This is a genomic window from Ercella succinigenes (assembly GCF_900002895.1).
The window spans coordinates 36892-53998 of sequence record NZ_CDHP01000030.1 but is presented as its reverse complement, the minus strand read 5'-3'; the positions used below and the strand labels follow the sequence as shown (position 1 = coordinate 53998).

Here is a 17107-nt window from a genome sequence, read left to right as displayed (position 1 = left end):
GTAAAAAAATGTAGATTTATGGCTCGAAGAATATAAAAAAATGATACACTTTCTAAAAAAAATAATAATGGGGTGTGTCAAAAATGGAAGGAGAAAAATGGATGGAAATTCGTGCCGACTATAAAAAAGGTTTATCCTATACCGAACTCAGCAAAAAGTATCAGATAGACCCACGCACAGCAAAGAAATATGCTCATAGCAAAACAAAACCTATTTATGAGCTTAAACATCCAAAAGCATCAAAATTAGATCCATTCAAACCACAAATCGATTTATGGCTTGATGAGGCTCCCTATAGTGCTGTACGAATTATGGAAAAACTACAGGAAATAGGATGTGATAGTAAATATACAGTAATACGTGAATATGTAGCCTCAAAGAAAAAGAATCTAAATGATAAAGCAACCGTACGTTTTGAAACAGTTCCCGGACTTCAAGCACAGGTAGATTGGGGCTTCTTTGAAAACTATCATGTTTTTGAAAAAGGAGAAAAGAAAAAACTCTATTGTTTCCTGATGATATTAGGATATTCACGTATGAGATATATAGAATTTGTTACAGATATGAGCACCAGTACTTTAATAAAGTGTCATATCAATGCATTTAGATATTTTGGCGGATATCCAGAAGAAATACTTTATGACAATATGAAGCAGGTTGTTGTTAAACGTCTTTTAAAGCAGGCAAACAGTAAGCTTAATAGTCAATTTGAAGATTTTGCAGGTTTTTATGGATTTAAACCAATTCTTTGCCGTCCATACAGAGGTCAAACTAAAGGAAAAGTGGAAAGAACAGTGCAATATGTTCGTGATAATTTTATGATTGGAATTAAATATTCATCCCTTATTGATTTAAACAATCAGGCGATGAATTGGAATGTTAAAGTAAATGATAAGATTCATTCTACAACAGGCAAAGCACCTAAAGAAATATTGTTTAGCGAAAATTTATCTCCTATTCTCAGAGAATATATTATTGATAGAATAAATGTCCGTAAAGTAGAAAAAGACTGTCTCATATCATACGGTGGTAATAAATATTCTGTCCCATCAGAATATGCCCGTAAATATGTAACAGTCGTTGCCCTCGATAATATGTTAGCAGCATATTTCGAAGGAAAGCAAATAGCTTTACACAAATTATCCTATACTAAGAATTCAATGCATGTCAATAAAGAACATTATATAAAATTAACTACAAAGCAAAGTTTTGATGTGGAAAACACCCTTTTTCATAATAAGTTAATTGATATTAAGCCATATGATATAGATTTGGGGGTGTACGACTGTGAATGAAACCACTTACGATAGAGTAAAACAAAATCTTCTTGATTTAAACATGAAAAACACTCTTGAAATTATTGATAATTATCTTGAAAGAGCCATTGCAGATAAAATAAACATAGTAGATATACTTGATCATATATTAACACAGGAAGCTGCCGCAAAGAAGCACAGAGCTGTTGAAAATCAAATAACTATGTCTGGATTTCCATTTAGAAAAACTATGGAAACATTTGATTTTTCTTTTCAGCCAAGTATTGATAAAGCACAAATAAACGAGCTTTGTACAATGAGATTTGTAGAAAACAAAGAAAATGTAGTTTTTCTTGGTACTCCTGGAGTTGGAAAAACACATTTGGCGGTTGCCTTAGGGATATTGGCAGCTCAAAACAGATATTCAACCTATTATATTAATTGTAACACATTAATCGAAAACCTAAATAAAGCACATTACGAGAACAGACTTGCTGAAAGACTTAAAAATTATGCCAAGTACAGAGTTCTTATCATTGATGAAATTGGATATTTGCCAATGGACATACAGGGTGCAAACCTTTTTTTCCAGCTCATTGCAAAGAGATACGAAAAAAATACTACAATACTAACATCAAACAAGCCTTTTTCTGGATGGAATGAGGTTTTTTCAGATATAACAATAGCTTCCGCTATACTTGATAGAATTTTGCATCACTGCACTGTTATCAATATAAAAGGTGATAGCTATAGGCTCAAAGAGCGAAAAGAATTTATGAAACAAAGACAGCAGATGAACACATTGTTTGAGCCAAGTAATAATTAGTTATTTTTTTGCCATAAAACTACAAAATTTAAACGCTATTTTTTTGCATTTTTGTTCCGTTGTTGACATCAATTCATACTCCCGGATCAGGTCTGCTTTGCGTTTCCCGTTCTGGTAGAGCTTTACTATCTGCTCTTTAAACTCATCGGTATAGTCTCTTCGTTCTCTTCTGATCATTAGAAAGCTCCTTTTCGTGTACTCTATTCTATATGACCTTAGAAAACCTGTCTAACTTAGTATAGCCTATCCACATCCTTAATTCTCTTGGGATGGCGTTTCGACCGGTCTACTATGTGTCGTTGCTTGTTTTTTTCAGGTTCCATTTAAGGGTTCCTTTCTGCATTTTTGCTACGACAACTATTATGACATATAGGGGGGGCAGACAAACAAAGTAGGTAAAATCGTTAAAAAGCCTATATTTCAGCGGTTTTCAGTATTATTGTAAATAGGCCTGTCTGGCACTTGGTGCCAGACAGTCAAATCTGTTGTATCAACCAGTAACATACTAATACCAGCGGTTTTCGACATTGTTGCAAATAGGCCTGTCTGGCACTTGGTGCCAGACAACGTTATCGCTTTAAATCGTCAAATGTGTTGATATAAAGACACTTCAAAGGATTATTCTGATATCCTTGTCTGGAACTTGACCTGCTGCCATTAACTCTATTCACTGCTATGCACGGGGCAATCCAAGATTAATTGATAATGTCATGAGTTATGCTTTAGATCCCGAAACTTTGCCTCAATGAACCCATCGGATTCTATGCTTCCTTCAGATTCCACCTCGCAATGGACACCCTTGCCTTGCCTTGCCTTGCCTTTACTTTAGCTAATGGTTGGTCGCTACATACCCCCATAACGGACTCTCACCGTCAAGTGAAGTGCCATGCGTGGCACACATGTAAAAACCCTAGAACCGCTTAGGTTCTAGGGTTTAAGTGTGGTGATCCACCGGAGGCTCGAACTCCGGACCCCCTGATTAAAAGTCAGGTGCTCTACCAACTGAGCTAGTGGATCATGATGGCTGGGGTGGCAGGATTTGAACCTACGCATGCGGGAGTCAAAGTCCCGTGCCTTACCGCTTGGCGACACCCCAATATTTTTTTGGTTAAACCTCAACTGGTTCAACAAAGAGTAATTGGGGTGGGATATGGGAATCGAACCCACGACCTCCAGAGCCACAATCTGGCACTCTAACCAACTGAGCTAATCCCACCATGTTTCGGGCTTCGTTTGTCCCGGCTCTCGCTGGCACGAACTGAATTATAAGGTCCATTCAAGAATATGTCAAGCATAGATTTCAAAAAAATCAAAAATTTTTTTTTTACACTCTTATTGTGTAACATATCATGGGTCTTATTTTGTATCAGAAAAAAAATCAAAATTCACATAATATAGAGCTTGATATATACTTGAAATATACATAACACACGCTAAAAAACCTTAACAAACAACTCTTATACTTGTTTGAGATAGAAAGTCATGATATTATATCTCGGGTATGCATTGATTCCAATATACTGGTACAAGCTACCAGATTTAAGTTTTTCAGGAGGTTATTACATGAGCAAATTGATTGGTAATGCGATCTTTGGTCAGTCCGGTGGTCCTACATCAGTAATTAATGCCAGTGCAGCAGGTGTTTTCACAGAAGCACTTCGTCAAACCGGTATTATAGAAAAAGTATATGGTGCCGCCAATGGTATTGTTGGTATTCTTAATGAGAAATTCTATGACATGGGTCAGGAAGATCCAGCTGAACTGGAGCTGTTAAAAACTACTCCTTCTTCTGCTTTAGGATCATGTCGCTATAAGCTTGCAGACGTTAAAGATGACGAAACAGATTATAAACGTCTGCTGGAAGTTTTCCAAAAATATAATATCCGTTATTTCTTCTACAATGGCGGTAACGACTCAATGGATACATGTAACAAGATATCCAAATACATGCAGAAATCAGGATATGAGTGCCGTGTAATGGGCGTTCCTAAAACAATAGATAATGACCTGTTTGGTACAGATCATTGTCCTGGATTTGCTTCTGCAGCGAAATATATCGCTACAACAGTTATGGAAGTATATCTTGATGCAAGAGTATACGATACAGGCATGATTACAGTAATTGAGATCATGGGACGTAATGCCGGCTGGCTTACAGCTTCTGCAGCATTAGCAGCACATAAGGGTTTAGGTCCAGATCTGATTTATCTGCCTGAAATTGACTTTGACATTGATAAAATGCTGGCAGATGTCAAAAAAGTTTATGAAAAAGAAAATAAAGTTATTATCGCTGTTTCTGAAGGTGTTCAGACTAAAGACGGTAAGTTTATTCCTGAGCTGGTTGGCGAAGTTTCTGTTGATGCTTTCGGACATAAACAGCTTGGTGGTACAGCCGCTGTTCTGGCAAACTACCTGAAGAAGGAAATGGGTTGTAAGGTTCGTGGTATAGAACTATCTCTGATGCAGCGTTGTGCAGCTCATATAGCTTCCAAAACCGATGTTGAAGAGTCTTTCCTTTCTGGACAGACTGCTGTTAGATGTGCCGTTGATGGTATGACTGATTACATGGTTGGTTTCCAGCGTCCAGAATCAGGTGAATACAAATGCGAAATCAAACTTGTACCACTTGATGATGTTGCAAATACCGAAAGCAAAGTTCCAAGTGATTGGATCAATGCTGAAGGAAATTTTGTAAACGAAAAATTTGTTGAGTATGCTCTGCCTTTGATTCAAGGTGAATCTCAGATTGCACTGGAAGATGGACTTCCACGTTTTGCAAAACTGAAAAAGGTTTTAGCTACTAAATAATAAGTGTCACACATAGATTACGATAAAATCCCTGACTATGACTGCATTGCAGCCATGGTCAGGGATTATTTATATATAAAAGACTTCATTTAATATTTCGGCTCTTATTTTTATAATGTGCTTCTTTTGCCTGATTTTCTCAATTGTATGAGCAGTCTCCCTTTTAACCCTTTTTCTTGCCTGGTTTTGAATTTTTATTGTTACCCGGTCTGCCTTTTTTGGTAGGTCTTGATTTACGGATATCTTCGGCTTTGCTTGCGGGCATTCTTCTTCTTATTACATCTGCGGAAGCAACAGAATAACCAAAAAATCCCAACACCGATCCTAGTTCATAATATTCTCCATGAGAGTAAGCAATTAAATCAGCCTTATCAAGACATAATTTCTGTCCTTTCATTATTTTAGGATCAACTTCAACAGCTACTATTTTACCAATTAAAAGATCATGAGTACCAAGTTCGATAATCTGGCTTAAGCGGCAGGAAATAGTTAAAGGACTTTGCTCAATAGCAGGTGCTAAATGCAAACCCTCAGCCGGGATAGGAGTTAATTTACAATCTTTGAACTTATCTGTGTCTGCTCCGGATTTAACACCGCAATAGTCTGCTGCCCATAAAAGATCTTTACTGACCAGATTAACAACAAATTCTCTGGTTTCTTTTATCTGTTCATATGACCAACGGCTTTTACGAACAGAAATCGAAAGCATAGCAGGATCAGAACAAACTGTTCCCGCCCAGGCTATTGTAAGCATATTCGGCTGTGGTCTTTGACCATCAGGTTTACCCTTGCATGATACAAGAACAGCTGGCACAGGAGCCAACATAGTAGATGGTTTCAAAGAAACTTTACTATTAACAGTTTTCTTAAGATCACTTTTTGAATCACTCTTTATATCATTTTTAAAAGCCCCATTTACCTGCTTATCATTCTTGGTATATTTACTTTTTTCAATGCTTTTTTTAGTATCTCTTGTCTGTTTTTTTCCAGTATATTTTTTCCTCTGATCTGCCATATTATTCTATCTCCTTCTATTTCTGATACATCCTGATTATAGTTCTCTTAAACAATCCATCATAAACAAACTACATTTATTTTTTATAAAAAACCGTATCATATTTATTACAAATATTCTGTTCTTCCGAAAGTCTTATTATATCAAAGTCCGAACATTTCGTGATTCAACAAATATTCCTTGATATCTATACCGCCATTAAAACCGGTTAATCTACCATTTTTACCAATAATCCTATGGCAGGGTATTAAAACCGGCAATGGATTAGCAGCACAGGCAGAACCGATTGCTCTTGCAAGCTGAGAAGGTTTTTGCCCCGGCTGAACAATTTTTTCTGCCAAATCCTCATATGTTGCAGTTGAGGCAAAAGGCACTGAGCTTATAGCTTGCCATACTTTTTGCTGAAAATCACTCCCTTGTGACTGTTGCAAAGGCAAGTCAAAACCGGTTCGATAACCGCTAATATATTCCTGCAGCTGGATCGCAGCTATTTGAACAGCCTCTGGAAGAGCATATCCATTGTGACGAGCAGAAAAATTAATATATATATCTTTTTTCACCGTACTCTCAGATAATATTTTACCGCCAGAATCCAGCAAATTTAATTTCCCCGCAGCCCACAAGACAGCTTTATTATCTGGTTTTTTACCGAATCTAACAAAACTAACAGATTGAATAAAATTGCTGTTTCCTCTCACAGCCAGATAACCATAAGGGAATTTTACAAAAGCAATGCCTGTATCATTTCTTCTGTTAAAATCAACCCGCATCATCCAACCGTCTGAGCAATCATAATCAGGCAGGGATATCATATCATTTATTCTACCGATCCATTTATAATTGTACTGATGCAAAACAATCTGAGCCAGTGATTGATCACATGTCAACTGCCAACTGATACTGAATGAATTCTGATAATTACTGTGTACCCAGCTTATTATCTGATTCCAATGATCAACTTCGAGATTTTCTCTGGAAAAATTTAACAATCTGCAAATCAACTGATCAGGGTCTAAAATATCTTCAATAAGCCATAAAACAGCCAAAACAGCTGAATTTTCCCTTGATTTTATCAGCCAAGCATTATCAAAGATAAGATCACAACCAGGTTTTGCCGCCTGCAAACGATCAATAACAGGACGAACGCAACCAACATTTTCATTTCTTTTAAGAAATTTCAAATGTTGTTTAAGCAATTTGTCAAAACACAAATCACCTTCAAGGCATAGCTTTTGCTCTTTTATTCTCATATGTTCTGTATTCATATGTTAACTCAGCCTCTTTTGCAGGTTCTTCACTATCTATTAGTTTCCAGTCTGCAATTTCATCAAGATTAATCAGATGACTATCAGCAGGTCTGATGGCATCAACATAAGTAATTATTGCCATATCGCAGTATTCAAGCAATAAATCATATACACTTGTACCGCCGATAACATAAAACTGATCCTGTGTATATCCTTGATCGATCAGCTTCCTAATTTCGGCAAAAAGCTGCTCTTGGCTATTGCAAACTGCAGCTCCCTCAATTGATAAATCATTTTGCCGGCTCATAATTAAATTAATTCGGTTTTTCAATGGTTTACCACCGGGAAAAGTCTGAACAGTTTTACGCCCACAGATAACTACACCACCTGTAGTTAGTTGTTTAAATCTCTTCAGATCAGAGCTTATTCTAAAAAGCAGATCACCTTTATTGCCTATTCCCCAATTCTTATCTACTGCAGCAATTAATCTCATATATTCCTCTTCTATTTTAAATGTCATAAAGCAAAATAATAAAAACCTATAACAAATTATATGGCTACCGGTATTTTCCCAATTGGTCCGCTATGCTGATAATTGATAAGTTCAAAACTATCAACCTTGAAATCATAAAAATTCTTTATCTCAGGATCTATCTTCAATTCAGGTGCGGGATAACTTTTACGCTCAAAAAGTTCCTTAACCATTGGAATATGCCGATCATATATATGTGCGTCGGCAATAACGTGTACAAGCTCTCCTACCTTTAAACCACTAACTTGTGCCAGCATATGAACCAAAACAGCATACTGGGTAACATTCCAGCCATTAGCCACTAGCATATCCTGAGAACGTTGATTTAAGATTGCATTTAACTTATCGCCACTTACATTGAAGGTCATGCTATAAGCACAAGGATAAAGCTGCATGGCATGTAAATCAGAATGATTATAAATATTTGTCATAATTCTTCTGCTGGCAGGATTATTTTCCAGATCAAACAAAACACGGTCTACCTGATCAAATCTGCCTTCTGGATAAACATGCTTTTGCGCAAGCTGATAGCCATAAGCTCTGCCTATTGTACCTTTGTCATCAGCCCACTGATCCCAGATATGACTATTAAGATCAGACAAAAGATTAGACTTTTTCTGCCAGATCCACAAAAGTTCATCAACAGCCGCAGCAAAATTCTGTTTGCGCAAAGTAATAATAGGAAATTCCTTGCTCAAATCGTACCTGTTAACAAGAGCAAAAGCTTTTACCGTATAGGCTGGGGTTCCATCCTCCCAACATGGTCTGACTTCTTCACCGCTTTGATCATAACCTTGTTCCAGAATATATTTGCAATTATTGATGAATATATCATCAGAATAACTCATAAAAAGAAGCTCCCTCCAAAATGTTGTAAAATCAATTGTTATCATGATTTGACTAATGATAACAATTATATCATGCAATCAACTATCTTGACATGAAACTTAATAAACAGTAAAATTGTGAAGGTTCTACGGGGTGTGGCTCAGGTGGTAGAGCGCTTGGTTCGGGACCAAGAGGCCGGAGGTTCAAGTCCTCTCACTCCGACCAAAAACAGAGTCATCTAATTTGACGACTCTGTTTTTTTCTCTTGTTTTCTGAACTAATTCTATGTTCACTATCATATATCATTCTCTAAATTCCAATATTTCAGATTGATTATCAAAACGTCATTGATTGTCTTTAATTGTTTATACCATTGATTCATTGCAGCACTCTCCTGCCTAATTTACATAATTTACTGACCAACAAAATAATCACGGCTGCATTGCGCCGAATAAAACCAGCCAAGCCAAAATAGATTTGGCCACAAGACTAAGAACAATATATGTTCTTTCTCCGTATAAATAATTACTCCATTTCCCGATTTTTTTGTACTGTAGGATCATGTTAACAGGAAAAGTATTGATGGCGGCACAATAAATGTGCCGCCATCTACAAATTAATTTTGCTGATTGAACTAATTTCCTAATCGAAATATATCAAAAATTCACTCTGTCACGTACTTCCTGCTGTAGTTTTTCTATCAATGCTTCCGGTGACATTGTGCCCAAATCACCTTGAAGTCTTGATCTGACTGCTACTAAATTATTTTCTATTTCCTGATCACCCAGAACCAGCATATACTGAACTTTTTCCATCTGTGCTTCTCTGATTTTTTTGCCGATTTTTTCTGCACGATCGTCAACTTCTACACGCAATCCATTTTCACGTAGTTTTTTCGCCAGATCATGGGCTGCATCAGCATGTTTTTCGGAAATAGCCAGCACCCTTACTTGTTCTGGGGCTAGCCACAAGGGCAATGCTCCGGCATATTTTTCAATCAAAAGTGCCAGTGTTCTTTCATAACAGCCTATTGATGTACGATGGATAATATAAGGATTTTTACGTTCTCCATCACTATCAGTATAGAACATACCAAAACGTTCTGCCAGCTGGAAGTCGATCTGTATAGTAATCAGAGTGTCTTCTTTGCCAAAAACATTCTTGATCTGTATATCAAGCTTAGGACCGTAAAAAGCAGCTTCTCCTGAAGCAGTTTCATATTCCAGATCCATATGCTCAAGAATTTGTCCCATTTTTTGCTGAACAGCTTCCCACTGCTCTGCATCACCTATATATTTTTCTCTGTTTTCAGGATCCCATAATGAGAATCTATAGCTTACATCCTCGTCAAGGCCAACTGCTTTTAACATAAAATTGGCAAGATCAAGGCTATTTTTAAATTCTTCTTCCAACTGATCAGGTGTGCAAATCAGGTGTCCTTCGGAAATTGTAAATTGCCGTACGCGAATAAGTCCGTGCATTTCGCCAGATGTTTCATTTCTGAACAATGTTGATGTCTCACCATAACGTATCGGCAGATCTCTGTAACTTCTTGTCTTTGCAAGGTAAGCCTGGAATTGAAAAGGACATGTCATTGGACGCAGAGCCAGAACTTCTTCTTCCTCAGCTTTTTCTTCATCACCTATGATAAACATACCATCACGATAATGCTGCCAATGTCCTGATATTTTATATAAATCAGATTTTGCCATGAAAGGAGTTTTTGTAATCTGATAACCACGTTTTTCTTCTTCATCTTCTACAAAACGTTGTAAAATCTGGAGAGTCTTCGCCCCTTTAGGCAACATGATAGGAAGTCCTTGTCCAATATAATCCACAGTTGTAAAGAAACCAAGCTCACGACCAATTTTGTTATGGTCACGTTTTCTTGCCTCTTCAAGTTGTTGCAAATATTCCTTTAGCTGTGCCTTGTCAGGAAAACTTGTTCCATATATACGCTGTAGCATTTTATTCTTTTCATTACCACGCCAATAAGCACCGGCTACCTGTGTAAGTTTAAATGCTTTGACTGCTGAAGTATCTTCAAGATGAGGGCCTGCACATAAATCAACAAAATCTCCTTGTTGATAAAATGATATGATTTCATCTTCTGGCAAATCATTGATTAATTCAACTTTGTATGTTTCGCCTTTTTCAAGCATTAATTCAATAGCTTTATCTCTTGGCAATTCAAAACGTTCAATTTGCAGTCTCTCTTTGACGATTTTTTTCATCTCTGCTTCTATTTTTTTCAAATCATCATTACTGAATGATTCATCGCAATCAAAATCATAATAAAAGCCGTTCTCAATAGCCGGACCAATTGCCAACTTTGCAGTGGGATAAAGTCTTTTTACGGCATGTGCCATAATATGTGAGCTTGTATGACGAAAGGTCTGTCTATAGACCGGATCTAAAAAATCTGACATAGTTGTCTCCCCCAAAATATTTTATTTAAATTATTCTTTGGTAAGTTTTTAACCATTTTATAAATACTTAATCGTTCAATCAAATAACAAAGCTTTCAATCAACTATTAATCTTATTGTTCAAACGTTAAACTCTCTCTACCAAATACTAAATTCTCACGTTTCATAATAATACACAGATTAGATCTTGACAACCTCTCTGACCTATACTATGATTACTATTGTTCAATATATAATAGTGATTTGAAAGGGGGGATTACCTGAAGTGAATATTCAGTTTAAGAAAGGCGTGCTTGAGTTATGCGTTTTATCGATGTTAATGAAGCATGAACGTTATGGTTATGAACTGGCTCAATCTCTTTCGGACAGAATACAAATTTCTGACGGTACGGTATATCCCATTTTGCGTAAACTTGCGGCCGATGGCTATGTTACTACATATTTGCAGGAATCTTCCGGCGGACCTCCTAGAAAATATTATGCAATAACGCAAAAAGGAAGAACCAGTCATTTTCTCCTATTAAAGGAATGGCAAAAGTTCGTAAGTCATGTTAACGAAATTATGGGGGAGACATAACATGGAGAAGAAAGAATTTTTAGAAAAATTACGTCAAGCATTAATTCGGCAAAACACATCAGAAATTGATGAGATAATGAGTGATTTTGAGAATCACTTTAATGACGGTATTAATGATGGAAAAACTGCAGAAGAAATTGCAGCTACGCTTGGTGATCCTGAAAAAATAGCTTTACAGTATCCTGCAGGAAGCCAAGTCAATTTAGTTCCTAAATATATACCTTCTGATCAAGATGATCTTGATACACAGTCTGAAAAAACAGCGGCTGAGACATATAGTTATAATGTTTCTCAAAGTAATGTGCCAAATTATGCGCATGATAGTCAGCAAAATAGCAATGGCTATACAGATACAACATCAAATCAAACTTATAGTCAAGACTCTGCTTCAAATCAAGCTTATACTCAAGCGCCAAATGAAATTGATTCCGGCAGGGTTGTTGCTCTTGTTTTGATAAATATATTTATTGCTATTCCTGTTGTTTCTACAATAATCGGGATTTTGATGGGTATCTGGGGAAGTGCATTTGGAGTCGGTGTGGCGGCTATAACTTTATATACAATTGCCCTTATGCAGCAAGGCGTCGAAGTTCAAATCCTGGTTTTGTTCGGTATTTCCATGACAGCTTTAACCATATTACTGATAATTGCCAGTTATTATCTGAGTAAAATAAGTGTTCTGGGTTTCATAAAATATGTGCGCTGGAATAAAAGCTGGGCTGAGGGGAGATAATCATGAAAAAAGGTATTCTAATTACAGTTATTATTGTCTGTATAGTTGTTTTCTTGTCTACTGCAATTGCCGGGGCGATGCTAACTGCTCGTACTATTGGCTGGAATGAGCTAACGAGTATAAATAGATTTGTCAGCTGGTCGAATGATTTCCCATTCAACTTTCCAGGTATCACAAGACTACCGGGCATAAATATTGCAGGCACTGAAAAATTTGAAATAGATCAGACTGAAATATTAACCTCGGAAGAATGGGAAAAAATCAGTATGATTAATCTGACTGCATTGTCTGAACAGATAAATGTTACCACAAAAGGAGATCAGATTGAGGCAAGCTTAAAAGGATCTTACCGAAGTTCAAGTGAATTAATCTGGGAAGTTATAAAAAACGGAAATCAGTTGGATATTCGAATCAAATATCCAAAATTAGGTTATCAAGGCGGCAATCTGATAATAGATCTGATTATTCCTGATGATTATATTGACAAAATATCGATTAATACTTTGTCGGGCAACTGTTATGTACAAGGAAATACAACAAAGTCATGGGAGTCCTTTATGTATGAAGGCTTGTCGGCAGAACTTACAATAGATAATGCCAATGCAGAAAAAATAAATCTTTCTACGCTTTCAGGAAATTTAATATTGAATAATATCACAGGATCAGTTGAGGCAAATAGTCTTTCTGGAAATGTTAATTTGCTATACGATCAAAATACCAAAACCAGAGTTGAAACATTGTCTGGAAATATAGTTGTTACTGGCAATACAAATGAATCTGTCGATGTTGTTTTTGAAACGATGTCAGGAAATATGAGGTTGAATGACCATACTTTTGTCATGAAATCCCAAGAAAAAAAGAAAACCAACGGTATTTTATTTGAAGGAACAAGTTCAAATGAAACTTGGAATTTTGAAACAATGTCTGGAGATTTGATCTTTAAATAAATTGAGAGTTCAAATTATTATCAAACTGTTATCAGATCTTTTATCTGCTCAAAACGACTGTTTTTAATTCCTGATATTTGCATAATATCTTCAATGCGAGCAAACTTGCCATTGTTTTCCCTAAAATCAATAATACTCTGAGCTGTCACAGGCCCAATCCCAGGAAGAGTTTCCAATAAAGCTGAATCTGCAGTATTAATATTTACTAAAGATGATGTGCTTTGCTCTTTCTGGGTTTTATCATCTTCAGTAACTTTTCTCTCCGGTATATCACCGCTGATAAAGAGTATTTCCGGATCAGCCTGCCATTCTTGTTTTGTAGGTATTCTGACAAACTGATTACCGTATATTTTTGTTGCAAGGTTAATCTTATCAGCAGCAGCCTCTTTTGTCATCCCCCCTGCTAAATCAATCAATTGATATAAATATATTTCATTTTCTATTTCATAAATGCCAGGATTGATAACTGCTCCTACCAGATAAACAGGATAAATTATTATTTCACTTTCTGTCGTCTTCTGGTCTGCATTTTGTTGTACTTCATTTTCAATTACTTCGGCTTGTTCTAAGCCTTGATCTGATAATTTTGCCTCTGACGAATCGTTATTATCTTCCATATCAGCCATTAATTCAGAATTCTTATTGCCTCGCTCTAATATAATGCCGTCCTTATTATCGGCAATAAGCTGCCAGATCAAGCCAATAAGAATAAATATAATTATTAAAGCAAACCAGAAATTAGAGCTCAGTTTTCTTTTTGACATTTTATATTCATTCCTCCTCTTAAAATAAGAAACTGCTGCTTTATACAGTTAGAATTTTACAACAAAAAAGGAAGCAGTGTTTGCTGCTTCCTTCGACATAATCTGTCAAAACCAGTCAAAATTTGCCAAAAGGGATTTCAAACTGTTTCCGTTATACTAACGGGTTCAGTCCTGCTTCCTCTCCATAGTTTCTCAAGACTGTAAAAATCTCTTTCTTCTTCATGGAAAATATGAACTATTACATCTTCAAAATCAAGCAGAACCCAACGACCGGTATTATAACCTTCTACGTGATCAGGTACTCTCTGACATTTATTTTTCATCTGGAATTCAACTTCACCGGCAAGAGCCTTTATATGTGTAGCTGACTGGCCTGTAGCTATTACAAAACGATCAGCAAGAATTGTCTTGCCTTCAACATCTATCACTTCAATTGCCTGAGCTTTTTTGCTGTCAAGAATCTCTACTATGTTCTTTGCGGTTTCTTCTGCGGTCAAATAATCACACTCCTTCTATTATTAAATAAAATTTTCACAAATACCCGATTAGTATTTATTAAACATATTATCGCTGAAAACATGCAGAAAAACAACTGTTCTGCTCTTTAATGCCAAGCTAATTGTTTTCCGGCTGTTTTTGTAACTTTTTAACTGCATCAATTGAATAGGGATGCGAAGGTCTTTTACTTCTTCTGAGAAAAGTTTCAACCTCTGAAATACATATTAACATTGCTTTATCAAGATCATATTCAGCTGCTTCTCTGATTGGTTCAAGATCCTTATATGTTCTGCCTAATTCTATTTTGTCGGCAAGATAAATAATTTTATCTAATGTTGTCATTTCTCCATAACCGGTTGTATGATAATGAATTGCCTTTAGTATTGCCTGATCTTTAACGGCAAAAGCTTCAGCTGCCAGCACAGCTCCGGCAGGGCCATGTGCCAGTTCTTCTTCAAGCAACAGGGTATCTCCTGCCTTAGAGGCAAGTTCGGCAATCTGGTCATGCGGCAAGCACTTGGCGCAATCATGCAGTAAAGCTGCAATTGCTGTTTGCTTCAGATCGGTTTTATGAATTATTGCCAGATGAATTGCATACATCATAACATTTACAGAATGTAATAATCTTTTTCTGGTAAGAAATTTCCAGAGAAGCTTTTCAATCTCAGACAAACTGCTGCCAATCACTTCTCTAAGCTGCTCATATTCATCTGTAAAATTATATATGCCATTATCAATGATAAAGGCTGCTACTGATCCGGGAACGAGCTGCTGCCACTGTTCTTGTTCATTTATTTTTTCTCTGACTAAAGAGCTTGAAAGTTCAATCAGAGGGGCGTCAAAAAATATTATTTTGGCGCCATATTTTTCTTTAAGGATTTTGGCTTTTGCTGCAACAGCTTTTTTATCTTCACCACCGCGTAAAGCCAGTAAAAACTTACATTGCTTCATTAATTCTGCCGGTTTATACCAGCTTTCAATTGCAAATACTATATCAGATCCGTAGATAAGAAAAATTTCACAAGGCTCGGAAAAGAGATCTTTTACCGCTTTAACCGTATCAATGGTAAAAGATCTGCCTTCACGAAGTATTTCCAGATCAGAAATTTCAATTCCGGACAAATCGCGTAATGCCCGCCTGGTCATTTCATAACGATATATAGCAGGCATAACACTTCTCTTTTGTTTATGAGGCGGAATTCCTGCAGGTATAACCAACAAATGATCTATCTTACCACTTGAGACAGCAGCACCAATTAATGCAAGATGCGCATTGTGAAAAGGATCAAAAGTTCCGCCGCAGATTCCTATTTTTTTCATGTACGACCGATATCCTTACGATAATGACAACTATCAAAACTTATTTTTACTATCTGTTTATAAGCGTTATCTATTGCCTCTTCCCTGCTGTCACCCAATGCTGTAATTCCAAGAACACGGCCTCCTGATGTGACAACTTCACCGTTGTCAAATTTAGTTCCGGCATGGAAAACTATGCCTTCATCGACATCGTTCAGACCGGAAATAATTTTGCCGGTCTGATAAGCTCCAGGGTAGCCGCCTGACGCCATAACAACAACACATGAATTCTTCTGTTTCCATTTGATTTCGGTTTTTGCCAGATCACCATCAATACAGGCATCAATAATATCCAGCAGATCTGTTTGCAGCAGCGGTAATACCGCTTGTGCTTCTGGATCACCAAATCTGGCATTATATTCTATGACTTTCGGCCCTAAGGCTGTAAGCATCAAGCCAAAGTAAATTACACCTTTAAACGGAATACCTTCAGCATTCATAGCATCAATTGTTGGTTGAAAAATATTTTTTTGCAGCCATTTATCCTGATCTTCATTCAAATCACTACCAGGAGCAATGGCACCCATACCACCTGTATTGAGTCCTTGATCATTATCAAGGGCTCTCTTATGATCTCTTGATGAAATCATCGGTACTACAGTTTTGCCATCTGCAAAAGCCAGAACAGTAAGCTCTGGTCCTTGAAGGAATTGTTCAATTACTACCGTATTTCCAGCTGTGCCAAATGCAGATTCTTCCATCATCATACGTACGGCTTCTTTAGCTTCTTCTTTTGTCTGAGCAATTACTACACCTTTGCCTAAAGCAAGTCCATCAGCTTTAATGACTATAGGGAAAACACAATCATTCAGATAATCATTTGCAGATTGAAGTTCAGAAAAAACATTATAGTCTGCTGTGGGTATACCATATTTTTGCATCAGTTTTTTGGCAAAAGCTTTGCTTGCCTCAATTTGGGCAGCAGCAGCAGTGGGGCCAAAAGCCCTTATTCCAGCTTTGCTAAGCTCATCAACCATACCTAAAGCAAGCGGATCATCTGGAGCAACTACAACCAGATCAATTTTTTCTTTTTTCGCAAATTCAGTCATTGCTGCCAGATCGGTAGCCTTAATTGCTATATTTTCTGCTAGCTGAGCCGTACCGGCATTACCAGGGGCGCAATATACCTTACTTATACGAGAGCTTTGCTTAAGTTTCCAGACTAGAGCATGTTCCCTGCCGCCTCCACCTACTACTAAAACTTTCATAATAACTGATACCGTATTTTTTCTTGGCAAAAACTACGGTAGACTCCTTTCATTGATGAAATAAATCTCCATACCTGATTG

The 17107-nt window shown here is 36.8% G+C and carries 17 protein-coding genes and 4 tRNA genes; 7 read left to right on the top strand and 14 right to left on the bottom strand.

Annotated features, from left to right (window positions below):
* Positions 1 to 83: 83 nt before the first annotated feature.
* A complete protein-coding gene (istA, locus tag AC0KSB_RS07675; protein ID WP_472307934.1) occupies positions 84 to 1295 on the top strand; it encodes an IS21 family transposase in 1212 nt (403 codons plus the stop codon).
* Positions 1288 to 2082 carry an IS21-like element helper ATPase IstB gene (istB, locus tag AC0KSB_RS07670; RefSeq protein WP_472307932.1) on the top strand — a complete coding sequence of 265 codons (795 nt, stop codon included), beginning with the start codon at positions 1288 to 1290 and terminating at the stop codon, positions 2080 to 2082. Before istA ends, istB begins: the two co-directional genes overlap by 8 nt.
* Here istB and AC0KSB_RS07665 read toward each other — a convergent pair whose 3' ends face one another.
* The 4 genes from AC0KSB_RS07665 to AC0KSB_RS07650 form a co-directional block, all read right to left on the bottom strand.
* Positions 2083 to 2259 (bottom strand): transposase, encoded by a 177-nt coding sequence (locus AC0KSB_RS07665; protein ID WP_472307930.1) that lies wholly within the window; start codon positions 2257 to 2259, stop codon positions 2083 to 2085.
* 764 nt (positions 2260 to 3023) lie between these two features.
* A tRNA-Lys gene (locus AC0KSB_RS07660) sits at positions 3024 to 3099 on the bottom strand.
* A gap of 4 nt (positions 3100 to 3103) precedes the next feature.
* Positions 3104 to 3178: transfer RNA gene (locus tag AC0KSB_RS07655), tRNA-Gln, on the bottom strand.
* Between the two features lie 43 nt (positions 3179 to 3221).
* Positions 3222 to 3298: transfer RNA gene (locus tag AC0KSB_RS07650), tRNA-His, on the bottom strand.
* A 347-nt stretch (positions 3299 to 3645) separates the two neighbouring features.
* On the opposite strand from AC0KSB_RS07650, the gene AC0KSB_RS07645 reads away from it, so the two are divergent.
* Positions 3646 to 4890 (top strand): 6-phosphofructokinase, encoded by a 1245-nt coding sequence (locus AC0KSB_RS07645; protein ID WP_472307928.1) that lies wholly within the window; start codon positions 3646 to 3648, stop codon positions 4888 to 4890.
* Between the two features lie 163 nt (positions 4891 to 5053).
* Here AC0KSB_RS07645 and AC0KSB_RS07640 read toward each other — a convergent pair whose 3' ends face one another.
* From AC0KSB_RS07640 to thyA, 4 genes are all read right to left on the bottom strand, one after another.
* A complete protein-coding gene (locus AC0KSB_RS07640; protein WP_472307926.1) occupies positions 5054 to 5905 on the bottom strand; it encodes a flavin reductase family protein in 852 nt (283 codons plus the stop codon).
* A 143-nt stretch (positions 5906 to 6048) separates the two neighbouring features.
* A complete protein-coding gene (locus tag AC0KSB_RS07635) occupies positions 6049 to 7170 on the bottom strand; it encodes a methylated-DNA--[protein]-cysteine S-methyltransferase (RefSeq protein ID WP_472307924.1) in 1122 nt (373 codons plus the stop codon).
* Entirely contained in the window at positions 7124 to 7645 is a 522-nt protein-coding gene (locus AC0KSB_RS07630) for a dihydrofolate reductase (protein ID WP_472307922.1), read from the bottom strand. The genes AC0KSB_RS07635 and AC0KSB_RS07630 overlap by 47 nt, the downstream gene beginning before the upstream one ends.
* 56 nt (positions 7646 to 7701) lie before the next feature.
* Positions 7702 to 8532 (bottom strand): thymidylate synthase, encoded by an 831-nt coding sequence (gene thyA, locus AC0KSB_RS07625; protein WP_472307920.1) that lies wholly within the window; start codon positions 8530 to 8532, stop codon positions 7702 to 7704.
* A 129-nt stretch (positions 8533 to 8661) separates the two neighbouring features.
* Between thyA and AC0KSB_RS07620 the strand changes: the two genes are divergently transcribed.
* Positions 8662 to 8737 (top strand) — tRNA-Pro (locus AC0KSB_RS07620).
* A gap of 206 nt (positions 8738 to 8943) precedes the next feature.
* On the opposite strand, the gene AC0KSB_RS07615 is transcribed toward AC0KSB_RS07620, so the two are convergent.
* Together AC0KSB_RS07615 and thrS are read right to left on the bottom strand one after the other, a co-directional pair.
* On the bottom strand, positions 8944 to 9111 hold the full coding sequence (locus AC0KSB_RS07615) for a hypothetical protein (RefSeq protein WP_472307942.1): 168 nt from the start codon (positions 9109 to 9111) through the stop codon (positions 8944 to 8946).
* A 57-nt stretch (positions 9112 to 9168) separates the two neighbouring features.
* Positions 9169 to 10941, bottom strand: a complete 1773-nt coding sequence (gene thrS, locus AC0KSB_RS07610; RefSeq protein ID WP_472307918.1) for a threonine--tRNA ligase — start codon at positions 10939 to 10941, stop codon at positions 9169 to 9171.
* A gap of 264 nt (positions 10942 to 11205) precedes the next feature.
* Between thrS and AC0KSB_RS07605 the strand changes: the two genes are divergently transcribed.
* Genes AC0KSB_RS07605 through AC0KSB_RS07595 form a run of 3 tightly spaced genes read left to right on the top strand, consistent with a single transcriptional unit; the run spans position 11206 to position 13197 of the window.
* Entirely contained in the window at positions 11206 to 11517 is a 312-nt protein-coding gene (locus AC0KSB_RS07605) for a PadR family transcriptional regulator (RefSeq protein WP_472307916.1), read from the top strand.
* A gap of 1 nt (position 11518) precedes the next feature.
* Positions 11519 to 12250, top strand: coding sequence for a DUF1700 domain-containing protein (locus AC0KSB_RS07600; protein ID WP_472307914.1), 732 nt, complete (start codon positions 11519 to 11521; stop codon positions 12248 to 12250).
* A 2-nt stretch (positions 12251 to 12252) separates the two neighbouring features.
* Positions 12253 to 13197: a DUF4097 family beta strand repeat-containing protein gene (locus AC0KSB_RS07595; protein WP_472307912.1), complete on the top strand. Its 945-nt coding sequence runs from the start codon at positions 12253 to 12255 to the stop codon at positions 13195 to 13197.
* Between the two features lie 20 nt (positions 13198 to 13217).
* On the opposite strand, the gene AC0KSB_RS07590 is transcribed toward AC0KSB_RS07595, so the two are convergent.
* The 4 genes from AC0KSB_RS07590 to purD form a co-directional block, all read right to left on the bottom strand.
* Positions 13218 to 13961 carry a helix-hairpin-helix domain-containing protein gene (locus tag AC0KSB_RS07590; RefSeq protein WP_472307910.1) on the bottom strand — a complete coding sequence of 248 codons (744 nt, stop codon included), beginning with the start codon at positions 13959 to 13961 and terminating at the stop codon, positions 13218 to 13220.
* A gap of 137 nt (positions 13962 to 14098) precedes the next feature.
* Positions 14099 to 14458, bottom strand: coding sequence for a ribosome silencing factor (gene rsfS, locus AC0KSB_RS07585; protein ID WP_472307908.1), 360 nt, complete (start codon positions 14456 to 14458; stop codon positions 14099 to 14101).
* Between the two features lie 118 nt (positions 14459 to 14576).
* Positions 14577 to 15779 carry a nicotinate-nucleotide adenylyltransferase gene (gene nadD, locus AC0KSB_RS07580; protein ID WP_472307906.1) on the bottom strand — a complete coding sequence of 401 codons (1203 nt, stop codon included), beginning with the start codon at positions 15777 to 15779 and terminating at the stop codon, positions 14577 to 14579.
* Positions 15776 to 17026 carry a phosphoribosylamine--glycine ligase gene (gene purD, locus AC0KSB_RS07575; RefSeq protein ID WP_472307940.1) on the bottom strand — a complete coding sequence of 417 codons (1251 nt, stop codon included), beginning with the start codon at positions 17024 to 17026 and terminating at the stop codon, positions 15776 to 15778. Before purD ends, nadD begins: the two co-directional genes overlap by 4 nt.
* Positions 17027 to 17107 lie beyond the last annotated feature (81 nt).

Coding starts and splice junctions, on each gene's coding strand:
- AC0KSB_RS07640 (WP_472307926.1), bottom strand. CDS start 5,905: ATGGCAGATCAGAGGAAAAAATATACTGGAAAAAAACAGACAAGAGAT.
- thyA (WP_472307920.1), bottom strand. CDS start 8,532: ATGAGTTATTCTGATGATATATTCATCAATAATTGCAAATATATTCTG.
- AC0KSB_RS07590 (WP_472307910.1), bottom strand. CDS start 13,961: ATGTCAAAAAGAAAACTGAGCTCTAATTTCTGGTTTGCTTTAATAATT.
- nadD (WP_472307906.1), bottom strand. CDS start 15,779: ATGAAAAAAATAGGAATCTGCGGCGGAACTTTTGATCCTTTTCACAAT.
- AC0KSB_RS07630 (WP_472307922.1), bottom strand. CDS start 7,645: ATGAGATTAATTGCTGCAGTAGATAAGAATTGGGGAATAGGCAATAAA.
- AC0KSB_RS07665 (WP_472307930.1), bottom strand. CDS start 2,259: ATGATCAGAAGAGAACGAAGAGACTATACCGATGAGTTTAAAGAGCAG.
- AC0KSB_RS07635 (WP_472307924.1), bottom strand. CDS start 7,170: ATGAATACAGAACATATGAGAATAAAAGAGCAAAAGCTATGCCTTGAA.
- istA (WP_472307934.1), top strand. CDS start 84: ATGGAAGGAGAAAAATGGATGGAAATTCGTGCCGACTATAAAAAAGGT.
- AC0KSB_RS07595 (WP_472307912.1), top strand. CDS start 12,253: ATGAAAAAAGGTATTCTAATTACAGTTATTATTGTCTGTATAGTTGTT.
- thrS (WP_472307918.1), bottom strand. CDS start 10,941: ATGTCAGATTTTTTAGATCCGGTCTATAGACAGACCTTTCGTCATACA.
- AC0KSB_RS07645 (WP_472307928.1), top strand. CDS start 3,646: ATGAGCAAATTGATTGGTAATGCGATCTTTGGTCAGTCCGGTGGTCCT.
- AC0KSB_RS07600 (WP_472307914.1), top strand. CDS start 11,519: ATGGAGAAGAAAGAATTTTTAGAAAAATTACGTCAAGCATTAATTCGG.
- purD (WP_472307940.1), bottom strand. CDS start 17,026: ATGAAAGTTTTAGTAGTAGGTGGAGGCGGCAGGGAACATGCTCTAGTC.